This is a genomic window from Aeromicrobium sp. (assembly GCF_036675695.1).
Lineage (GTDB): Bacteria > Actinomycetota > Actinomycetes > Propionibacteriales > Nocardioidaceae > Aeromicrobium.
Map to the genome: position 1 here is coordinate 1 of NZ_JAKFEL010000157.1, position 10,405 is coordinate 10,405.

Annotated in this window: 11 protein-coding genes and 1 tRNA gene; all 12 read left to right on the forward strand. The window is 64.4% G+C overall.

Annotated features, from left to right (window positions below; translation table 11 throughout):
- Window positions 1–177: 177 nt before the first annotated feature.
- Complete coding sequence (obgE, locus tag V6M39_RS10145; RefSeq protein WP_332643702.1) at window positions 178–1,689, forward strand: GTPase ObgE; 1,512 nt, start codon at window positions 178–180, stop codon at window positions 1,687–1,689.
- Complete coding sequence (gene proB, locus V6M39_RS10150; protein WP_332643703.1) at window positions 1,689–2,777, forward strand: glutamate 5-kinase; 1,089 nt, start codon at window positions 1,689–1,691, stop codon at window positions 2,775–2,777. Before obgE ends, proB begins: the two co-directional genes overlap by 1 nt.
- Before the next feature lie 58 nt (window positions 2,778–2,835).
- Window positions 2,836–4,425 carry a LuxR C-terminal-related transcriptional regulator gene (locus V6M39_RS10155; protein ID WP_332643704.1) on the forward strand — a complete coding sequence of 530 codons (1,590 nt, stop codon included), beginning with the start codon at window positions 2,836–2,838 and terminating at the stop codon, window positions 4,423–4,425.
- A gap of 10 nt (window positions 4,426–4,435) precedes the next feature.
- Window positions 4,436–5,692, forward strand: coding sequence for a glutamate-5-semialdehyde dehydrogenase (locus V6M39_RS10160; protein ID WP_332643705.1), 1,257 nt, complete (start codon window positions 4,436–4,438; stop codon window positions 5,690–5,692).
- 9 nt (window positions 5,693–5,701) lie between these two features.
- The gene (locus tag V6M39_RS10165; RefSeq protein WP_332643706.1) at window positions 5,702–5,851 is read left to right on the forward strand and encodes a hypothetical protein; all 150 of its coding nucleotides are present in this window, start codon (window positions 5,702–5,704) and stop codon (window positions 5,849–5,851) included.
- Window positions 5,852–5,898: 47 nt separating this feature from the next.
- Window positions 5,899–6,486 (forward strand): nicotinate-nucleotide adenylyltransferase, encoded by a 588-nt coding sequence (gene nadD / locus V6M39_RS10170; RefSeq protein ID WP_442880768.1) that lies wholly within the window; start codon window positions 5,899–5,901, stop codon window positions 6,484–6,486.
- Window positions 6,483–6,836: a ribosome silencing factor gene (rsfS, locus tag V6M39_RS10175; RefSeq protein ID WP_332643712.1), complete on the forward strand. Its 354-nt coding sequence runs from the start codon at window positions 6,483–6,485 to the stop codon at window positions 6,834–6,836. The genes nadD and rsfS overlap by 4 nt, the downstream gene beginning before the upstream one ends.
- On the forward strand, window positions 6,833–7,480 hold the full coding sequence (locus V6M39_RS10180) for a histidine phosphatase family protein (RefSeq protein ID WP_332643708.1): 648 nt from the start codon (window positions 6,833–6,835) through the stop codon (window positions 7,478–7,480). Before rsfS ends, V6M39_RS10180 begins: the two co-directional genes overlap by 4 nt.
- Before the next feature lie 61 nt (window positions 7,481–7,541).
- Window positions 7,542–7,614 (forward strand) — tRNA-Ala (locus V6M39_RS10185).
- A gap of 81 nt (window positions 7,615–7,695) precedes the next feature.
- Entirely contained in the window at window positions 7,696–8,445 is a 750-nt protein-coding gene (locus tag V6M39_RS10190) for a DUF5819 family protein (protein ID WP_332643709.1), read from the forward strand.
- Window positions 8,442–9,368 (forward strand): HTTM domain-containing protein, encoded by a 927-nt coding sequence (locus V6M39_RS10195; protein ID WP_332643710.1) that lies wholly within the window; start codon window positions 8,442–8,444, stop codon window positions 9,366–9,368. Before V6M39_RS10190 ends, V6M39_RS10195 begins: the two co-directional genes overlap by 4 nt.
- A gap of 169 nt (window positions 9,369–9,537) precedes the next feature.
- Window positions 9,538–10,405 (forward strand): hypothetical protein (locus V6M39_RS10200; protein WP_332643711.1); only part of this gene is annotated, 868 nt, incomplete at its 3' end.

Here is a 10,405-nt window from a genome sequence, read left to right on the forward strand (position 1 = left end):
TGCCGTGGAGTTCGGTCGCCGTCGCGGCCGCAAGGTCATCAACATCGTCCCCGGCACGCCGGCGGACTGACCAGGCGCACACTCACTTCGATGGGGCAGTCCGCAGCAGCGGGCTGCCCCATCATTTGTTTCTGAAATTCGCAGAGTGCTTAGGCACGTACTGAAAGGAGCGACACCGTGGCTGTTCCCAGCTTCGTCGACAAGGTGACGCTCCACGTCGCGGGCGGATCCGGCGGCGATGGTGTTGCCTCGGTGCATCGCGAGAAGTTCAAACCCCTTGGTGGACCTGACGGCGGTAACGGCGGTCACGGCGGCGATGTGATCCTCAAGGTCGACGCCGATGTCACCACGCTGATCGACTATCACCACGAACCTCACCGCAAGGGCACCAACGGTGCTCCTGGCGCTGGCAACAACCGCAGCGGCTCACAGGGTGAGGATCTCATCCTGCTCGTCCCCGACGGCACCGTCGTACGCGACGAGTCCGGTGAAGTGCTTGCTGATCTGATCGGTCACTCAACTGAGCTCGTCATTGCGGCTGGAGGCCGCGGCGGACTCGGCAACTCTGCACTCGCTTCTGCGAAGCGCAAAGCTCCCGGCTTCGCCCTCAAAGGTGAGCCGGGCGATGAGCTCACGATCACCCTCGAGCTCAAGGTCGTCGCTGACATCGGTCTCGTTGGCTTCCCGAGCGCTGGGAAGTCGAGCCTCATCGCCTCGATGTCGCGGGCTCGTCCCAAGATTGCGGACTACCCGTTCACGACGTTGATCCCCAACCTTGGCGTTGTCACCGCCGGTTCGACCACATTCACGGTCGCCGACGTGCCTGGACTCATCGAGGGTGCAAGCGAAGGTCGCGGGCTCGGACACGAATTCCTGCGTCACGTCGAGCGCTGCGCCGCGCTGGTGCACGTCATTGACTGCGCAACGGTCGATCCTGGTCGGGACCCCTTGTCGGATCTCGACGTGATCGAGGCGGAGCTCGCAGCCTATGGCGGTCTCGAAGATCGTCCTCGACTCGTTGCACTCAACAAGACCGACGTTCCTGATGCCAAGGAGATCGCCAGCTTCGTACGCGCCGATCTCGAGGCCCGCGGACTCGACGTCTTCGACGTGTCAGCAGCAAGCCGCGCTGGACTCAAAGAGCTTTCGTTTGCCATGGCGGAGATCGTCGCGTCACGCCGTGCGGAAACCCCGGTCTCCGAGGCCACCCGCATCGTCCTCCGTCCACCCGCCGAAGCCGGCGTCGGCCGCGAGTTCACGATCACGCGTATCAACGACCAGTGGGTCGTACGCGGCGAGAAGCCCAAGCGCTGGGTGCGCCAGACAGACTTCAGCAACGACGAAGCCGTCGGCTTCCTCGCCGACCGCCTCAACCGGCTGGGTGTCGAGGACGAGTTGCTCAAGCTCGGTGCCAAGGAGGGCGACGACGTCGTCATCGGCGACGAGGACAACGCCGTGGTCTTCGACTTCGACCCGCAGGTCACCGCAGGTGCCGAAGTGCTCGGTCGACGTGGCGAAGACCTTCGCATCGACCAGTCCGATCGCCGAACCAATGTGCAGCGCCGCGAAGAGCTGGCTGCCAAGCGCGCCTTTGAGGCAGGAGCCCGTGAGGCCCGTGCCGAAGGTCGCGATCCTCAGCCTGACTGGACGTTCCCCGAGGACGATCCGCTGGATGAGGACGAGGACTGATGTCTCGCGTCGTCGTCAAGGTCGGTTCATCGTCCTTGACCACTTCGGAGGGTCATATCGACCCCGTGCGCCTCGACGGCATTGTCGAAGCGATCTGCGATGCCCGCGATCGCGGCGACGAGGTCGTGCTGGTGTCATCGGGCGCAATCGCGGCTGGACTCGGCCCGTTGAACCTCAAGTCTCGTCCGCGGGACTTGGCCACCCAGCAGGCCGCTGCGAGTGTCGGCCAGGGCGCGTTGATCGCCAGATACAGCGAACGGTTCGCCGCTCGGGGCCTGGTCGTGGGCCAGGTTCTGCTGACGGTTGACGACGTCACGCGCCGTAGTCACCATCGCAACGCCCACCAGACATTCGCCAAGCTCCGCGAGCTGGGCGTCGTTCCGATCGTGAACGAGAACGACACGGTCGCGACGACCGAGATCAGGTTCGGAGACAACGACCGACTGGCCGCACTCGTCGCGCATCTCGTTCATGCCGATCTGCTGATCCTGCTGTCCGATGTGGATGGTCTCTACAACGGCCGACCCGGTACGCCGGGCGTGACGCTGATCGAGGAGATTCGCGATCCCGCCGAGATCGAAGGGCTCGACATTGCCCATGTCAGCTCGTCCAAGGTCGGCACCGGGGGAATGGTCACCAAGGTCGAGGCCGCACGTATCGCAACAGCTGCAGGCATTCCGGTGGTCCTCACGTCTGCCGCCAATGCGCGAGGAGCCCTCGCAGGCGACAAGGTCGGCACCCGCTTTGAGTCGACTGGGCGACGCCGTTCGACCCGCCTGCTGTGGCTGGCACATGCCAGTGAGACCAAGGGTGGCGTGCATCTCGACGAAGGAGCCGTACGCGCCCTGACGACTCGCAAGGCATCGCTTCTTCCGGCTGGCATCACCTCGGTCACCGGGACGTTCAAGGCGGGCGACCCCATCGACGTCGTCGGCCCCGACGGAGCAGTGATTGCACGCGGAGTCGTCAACTACGACAGCACCGAGCTGCCCGGCTTGATGGGCCGCTCGACGCACGAGCTGGCCGCCGAGCTCGGCGAGCAGTATGAACGTGAGGTCATCCACCGCGATGACCTCATGCTCACCTGATCTGACCACTTCCTGGAAACGTCGGCGGTGCTGCGCCGCTGGGCAGTAGCCTCTCGCCATGCCCGTGGGTGAGGTCGTCGAAATCATGTCCTACGGACTCAACGTCGACCCGCTTGTCGCGCGATCCCGCTTGGCGGCGCTCGACCCGGCGGGACCTGACGACCGGCACGCTGCGGTCGGGTTCGTAGCGGTGCTGTCGGCCGATTTCGACATCGCCGTCGAAATGTTCGGCGGGCCACCTGCGCTGGGCGAGTCCTCGCTTTCAGCCGCTGTCCGTGACTATGTGCACGCGATCTGCCTCTCGCGCGTTCCCGCAGATCTGGGGGTGCACCGCATCGACCTCGATACGCCCGAGGGGAGCCTGGTGGCTTTTCTGATGAGCGAGGCGGCGATGGTCTCTGGCCAGATCGCGCTTGCGGAGCAGATTGCCTCAGCGGTGCTCGCCATGCCCGGTGCCGAGGGTGGGATGCGGACCTGGACCCGGATCGTACGTAGTCGAGCCTTGTGTTTCCTCGGTCGACTCGACGAGGCCGGTGCCGAGTGCAAAGCCGTACTCGCCGAGACGACCGATCGCCCGATCGCCAACCGGGTCGCTCGCGGCGTCGATGGTTTCCTCGCGGGTCACACCGGTCGGCAGTCAGAGCTGGCTGTGTTCTGTGAGGATCTGCGTGGCGAGATCCCTGATCCGCGCTCGTACGCCGACTCGGTCGCCTTCCTCCTGGCCGCGCTCGCCGAATCAGCCGCCGGCAACCCAACCGCAGCCGCAGAGGTGCTCCTGTATGGCGGAGGCGGAGATGGGCTGCCGCTCCTACCCCTGTCGCTGCAGGCATACGGATACGACGTGCTGGTGGAGTCGGCAGTAGCCCTCGCGCAGATCCCGCACGCGGCTGAGCTCTTGGCCGAGTTCGAGTTGCTGCCGATACACGAGCATCCGATGGCTGCGGCCGCACTGTCACGGTCGCGAGCCCGCCTCAACCTCGTGCTGGAGCAGCACGCCGACAGCATCCTTGAGTCGGAGACGTCGGCGGCGCGGGCGTCCGCCGTCGGCGGCGAGCTCTATGTGATCAGGGCAAAGATCTTGAGGGCGCTCGCCGAGGCGGCTTCGGGCGATGCATCGGGCAGTCGGCGCGACTTGGACGCGGTGGCCAGCACGGCAGCTCTGAGCGGGTCAGCCGAGGTGCGCGCCTGGGCGCTTCGCGAGCTCCGTGCCGTTGGCCGACACCTGCGACAGTTTCCGGCCCTTGGATGGGACTCCCTCAATTCCCGTCAGCACGTCGTGGCCCGCCTTGCCGCTCAGGGGTTGCGCAACCGCGAGATTGCAGCAGCTCTCTACATGTCCGAGAAGACGGTCGAAGGACACGTAGCGGCCGTGCTTGAGGCGCTCGGAACCACGAACCGAGTGGGAATCGGTCGCGAGCTCGAGGGTGACGAAATCGATCCGGAGTTCGTGTCCAAGGTGACCCCGCGTCAGCGTGAGGTCGCGATGCTGGTCGCGCGCGGGCTGTCGAATGGTGCCATCGCACGATCACTCGCGATCAGTGAGAAGACGGTCGAGAAGCACGTCGGCGACCTGTTCGACCGGCTGCAGGTGCACAGCCGCTCAGCCTTGGCAGCCCGCGTACGACGAGCCCCCGCCGACGCGTTCTAGAATTGTCACCATGACCGACGTGAAGCAGCAGGTGCACGATGCAGCGCGTCGTGGGCGCGTTGCCGCCGCGACTTTGGCGCTGACACCTCGCGCTGCCAAGGATGAAGCGCTCAACGCGATCGCTGACGCTCTCGTCTCAGCGTCGGCGGAGATCCTCGACGCGAACGCGAAGGACGTTGCCGCAGCCCGCGAGGCTGGCACGGGCGAGAACGTCATCGATCGGTTGAGCCTCGACGAGGGCCGCATCGGCGCGTTTGCCGATGGTGTCCGAGACATTGCGGCTCTTCCCGATCCCGTCGGCGAAGTCGTACGCGGTTCGACCTTGGCGAACGGTCTCCGGCTCCAGCAGATCCGCGTCCCCATGGGCGTGATCGGCATGATCTACGAGGGCCGACCCAACGTGACCGCGGATGCCGCCGCGATCTGTCTCAAAGCCGGAAGCGCCGTGCTGCTCAGAGGGTCGTCGTCGGCCTCGCAGTCCAATGCCGCGATCATCAAGGTGATGCGCGAGGCATTGGCTAGCACGTCGATCCCGCCCGATGCCATCCAACAGATCGCCGCAGACGACCGAGCCTCGGCAACGCACCTCATGCAGGCACGAGGACTCGTCGACCTGGTGATCCCTCGCGGTGGAGCGGGCCTGATCAACGCGGTCGTCGCCGAGTCGACGGTGCCCGTGATTGAGACGGGTGTCGGCAACTGTCACGTGTACGTCGACGCGGACGCCGATCTCGACATGGCGCTCGACATCGTCATCAACGCGAAGACTCAGCGCAACAGTGTCTGCAACGCCGCCGAGTCCCTGCTGGTCCACAAAGCTGTCGCCGACACGTTCCTGCCCCGGGTTGTCGGGGCTCTCCAGGAGCAGGGCGTCACAGTTCACGGCGACCCCTCGTTCTGCGCGATCGACGGTGACGTGGTGCCCGCCACGGACGAGGACTACGCCACCGAGTACCTCTCGGCAGACATCTCCGCCAAGGTCGTCGAGTCTCTCGACGATGCCGTCGACCACATTCGTAGGTTCTCGTCGGGCCACACCGAGGCGATTGTCACCTCGTCGCTCGCGGCGTCTCGACGATTCACCATGGGAGTCGATTCGGCGGCCGTCATGGTCAACGCGTCCACGCGGTTCACCGACGGCGGAGAGTTCGGCTTCGGTGCGGAGATCGGCATCTCGACCCAGAAGCTGCATGCCCGCGGACCGATGGGTCTGCCCGAGATGACCACGACGACATACGTCGTCACCGGCTCCGGGCACGTCAGGTAGATTGGCGCCATGTTCACGACGCTTGCAACGGCAGAAGCCGAGCACCAACTCCGCGACATCGGCATCGACCCGTACGCCGTCGGCGCCATCGCGCTCGTCATCCTGACTCTCTCGATGCTTGCGCTGCTGCAATTCGGCAAGGGCCGCGAGCACTCCTGAGCCCCATGACTGATCATCGTTCGGATGGTCGCCGCCGGATTGGCGTGATGGGTGGCACGTTCGATCCGATCCATCATGGACACCTGGTGGCTGCGAGCGAGGTCCAGTCGTGGTTTGACCTCGACGAAGTCATCTTCGCGCCCACCGGCGAGCCCTGGCAGAAGGCCGACCGTGAGGTGTCGCCTGCCGAGGACCGCTATCTCATGACCGTGATTGCGACGGCCGCCAATCCCCGCTTCACCGTCAGTCGCGTCGACATCGATCGTGACGGCCCCACCTACACGATCGACACCCTGCGCGATCTGGCTGCGCTGCATCCCGACGCTGACCTTTACTTCATCACCGGAGCGGACGCCATGGCTGCGCTTCTCACCTGGCGCGACCACGAGGAGCTGTTCAAGCTCGCGCACTTCGTCGGCTGTACGCGTCCGGGCCATGAGATGGACGAGAGCACCCTTGAGGGGCTGCCAAAGGACCGCATCACCCTCGTCGAGATTCCTGCGCTCGCGATCTCGTCGACAGACTGCCGCGACCGCGTCGTACGAGGTGAGCCGGTTTGGTACCTCGTGCCGGATGGCGTCGTTCAATACATCGGCAAGCACCGCTTGTACGCCAAGTCGGAGCCGACACCCTGAGCGCGACAGAGTGGGCAATCGAGCTCACGCGTGCTGCGGCTACTGCCGCTGAGGACAAACTGGCGCAGGACATCATTGCCTTCGACGTCTCAGATCAGCTGGCGATCACGGATGTGTTCCTGCTCTGCTCCGGCTCGACACCTCGCCAGGTGCGTGCCGTCCAGGACGCGATCGAGGAACGCATGATCGAGCTGGGCGCGAAGGCCGTCCGGCGAGAAGGTATGAGCGAGGCTCGCTGGGTGTTGCTCGACTTCGCCGACATCGTCGTCCACGTCATGCACCAGGAGGAGCGAGCCTTCTACGCGCTCGAACGCCTCTGGAGCGACTGTCCAGTCGTGAAGCTGTCATGAGCTGGCGCCAAGTCGTGCTGTGGCGCCACGGACGTACAGAATGGAATGTTGCCGGCCGCGTGCAGGGGCAGAGCGACGTACCGCTTGATGATGTCGGCCGTCAGCAGGCACGTGAGGCGGCTGCGCGCCTGGCGGCGCTCAACCCGTATCGGATTGTCAGCTCTGACCTGTTGCGTGCTTCCGAGACGGCACGGATTCTGAGCGAAGTGACCTCGAAGGAGGTCGAGTTCGATCCTCGACTTCGCGAGATGGACTTCGGTGCGCGCGAAGGACTGACCTGGGCCGAGGCGTGGGAACAGTTCCCCGACGGTATGCAAGCGTGGATCGACGGCGACGAGACGCAGATCCCTGGGAGCGAGACACATCGACAGGCAGGGGAGCGGTTCGCCGCGGCACTGAACGATCACCTCGAGGATCTGCCGCACAAGGGAGTGCTGGTCGTCGTTGCCCACGGTGCGGTCCTGCGCACGGGTGCATGTGCGTTCCTCGAAATACCCGAGGAGCACTGGAGCACGTTCGGTGGGCTCGGCAACTGTTCGTGGTCGGTGCTCGAGGAGTGGAGCCGCGACGACTGGTCGAAGTGGCGCCTGACCGAGTGGAATGCGGGCACTTTGCCGGAGCCTGTGCTCTCCGACGACGAATGACCCGGTTTGGGGTCAGACGGTCTGAACGGCTAACATTGGCGAGGCCTTCACGGGCAGCAGCGGGGCATTGGCGCAGTTGGTAGCGCGCTTCCATGGCATGGAAGAGGTCAGGAGTTCGAATCTCCTATGCTCCACAAATCATGAAGGGCCTGGGACAGCTTCCCAGGCCCTCTGTCATTGCCTCGTGACTCATGCCCACGTTGTAGCGTGTGGCCGTGCCCCGGCTGACGCTCAAGACGACCTTTGTGGCGGCTGCCACCTTGGTTGCCCTGTTCCAGTTCGTCGCCGTCACCCTCGCGGCGCTGCCGCCCAACCGCTACTCGGATGCTGCGGCACCGCACACGACTTACCTCAGCCCGATGTTCACGCAGAACTGGCGCCTGTTCGCGCCAAGCCCGATCGCTGAAGACCGCCGGATTCTGTTCCAGGGTTCTTACCGTGCCGCCGATGGCACTCAGGAGCAGACGGAGTGGGTTGACTGGACCGAGGTCGAGCTCGACCTGATCCACCACCGACTGATCGGCGGGCGGGCGGGCTACGTCACGAACAAGCTGTTCAGCCCCCTTGGTGCACGCTACGGAAAGCTCCTTGACGCACAGCGGCACGTTGCCGTCACGACCAAGGAGACGGACCCGCCGAGCTGGGCCGAGCTCAGCAAGAGTCTGTTGGCTGCAGGTCCGAGCCGACCAGACTCGACCGAGGTCTACCTGAGGTACGAGCGCGCCACCATCCGACTTGCCACCGAGGTACTCCAGGCACGCTGGCCCGATCGGACATTCACCGCGGTGCGCTACTCGCTCAACAGCCAGCCCGTGACACCGTATGACGCCCGCAACGAGTCGGAGAAGAAGCGTGAAGCGGCACGCCCCGCTGAGAGCGTGCGACTGGGTGGGTGGCGCGAACCTGAGGTCGGAGATGTCGCCGAGCAACGAGTCATAGCCGACTTCGATCGGAGACACCGATGATTGGCCAGGCCATGGAGTGGCTGACCGGTGACAAGCGGTCGACCTACGGCATCGCTGTCACCCGGATGATCCTGGGCTTCATCGTTGCCAGCCAGCTCATCGTCAACTGGCCCGACCGCCACTACACGTGGGGAGATGGAGCGAGCTGGACCGAGCAGGTGCGCAACTCCAAGAGCTGGCCGTCGTTCCTCGACCTGTTCAAGCGGCTCGACGGGCACGTGTTCGACCTTGTCTACATCGTCACGATCATCTTCGGCCTGCTGCTTATGGTCGGGCTCTACACGCGAGCGTCCGCAGTCATGACCCTGCTCCTTTGGCTGTCGCTCTACGTGTCCAACCCATTCGTCGGCTCGGGCGGCGACGCTGTGCTCCGCATGGTCCTGCTCTACATCTGCTTCACCGAAGCCGGCCGCCAGTGGTCGCTCGACGCAAGGCTGCAGGCACGGCGCGGGGGAGTGAAGCCGTTGATGCCTGCCTGGTTCAGCGCGACACTGCACAACCTGGCCGTCATCCTGATCATTCACCAGGTCGTCATGGTCTACGTCGGCTCGGCATTCTGGAAGCTGCAGAGCACGGTGTGGCGCGACGGCACGGCGGTCTACTTCCCGTTGCAGACCGATGCGTACTCGCCATGGAACGACTGGTTGCATCCCGTGTATGCAAGCGCGCCGATCATCGCCGGTGCTACCTACATGGCAGTCGTCGTACAGCTGTTCTTCCCTGTGCTGCTGATCTACCGCCCGACGCGCATGGTCGCGCTCGTGCTGATCACCGGAATGCACCTGGGAATCGGCATCTTCATGGGCATCTTGTACTTCTCGCTCGTGATGATCGCGGTGGACATGATCCTGGTGAGCGACCGCTCGTGGGTCCGCGGGCTCGAATGGCTCCAAAACCAACGAAAACGCCGAATTCGCGCATAATCCCCGTGTGGAATGTGAACTTTCGGTATCAGAATCCGCCAGGGTGTTCTATTCGAACCTGAGAATGTGGTTGACTATCTCTCAGCGATCTCCCAGTCGCTATTCCTTTACGTTGTTTGGGCCCCCAAAAGGGTGCCCTGACTTTTAATCAATTCAAGGAGCCTCTCGGATGAGGAACAAGCTCGCCAAGAACTCGATCGCAGTCGGCCTGGTGACTCTGATCATCACAGCCGGTCTGTCGTTCTCCGCACAGAGTGCGCCCGGTGACAATGATGTCGCGTACGCGCAAGCCCGCGCCTCGCAGGGCACTGGCCTCTTCGAGTCGCTTGACCTCGATTCGGGCAGCTGCACGGCCACGCTTCCCGCTGGCACGACGGTCGGCTCCCCGGCTGCGACTCCAGTCGGCGACCCCGACGGTCGCTGCGGTGACGGTCTCAACACCAACGGCATCGATGCGTTCGACCAGGTTGCTACCGCGAGCCTCGATGGCGCGAACGGCGTCTCGACAGCTCGCGCTGAAGTCGGCGAGCTCGAGTTCGACGGACTCGGAGAGCCCATCGACCTCACTGATCTGATCACAGATCTGGGCGCCATCAACACCGCAACGATCCTCGACCCGATCATCGAACCTCTTGACGGTGTCCTCGATGCGCTGCTGATTGCTGCGCTTGGTGCGATCACAGTTCCTCTCGACGACGCGCTCAACGATGCTCTTGCAGCGGTGGACGACGCAGTCCTCTCGATCGACCTGAGCGTCGGCGCTGTCGAGGCCACGTGTGAGGCCGACCCGACCACCGCGACCGGTGACTCGGACGTCGCTCCGCTGACACTGACGCTCGTCCTCGGCGGCCCGGGTGGACTTCCGATCAACGTCCCGATCACGATCGACGCGGAAGACCCAAACTCCAACCTGCTGATCACCTCTGATGCCGCGAACAACGCTGCGCAGCAGATCGCCACTGACCTCGTGCAGGGCATCATCGACACGACGACCGGCATCCCGGGAATCGGCACCCTGCTCGACGCCGCTGACCTCC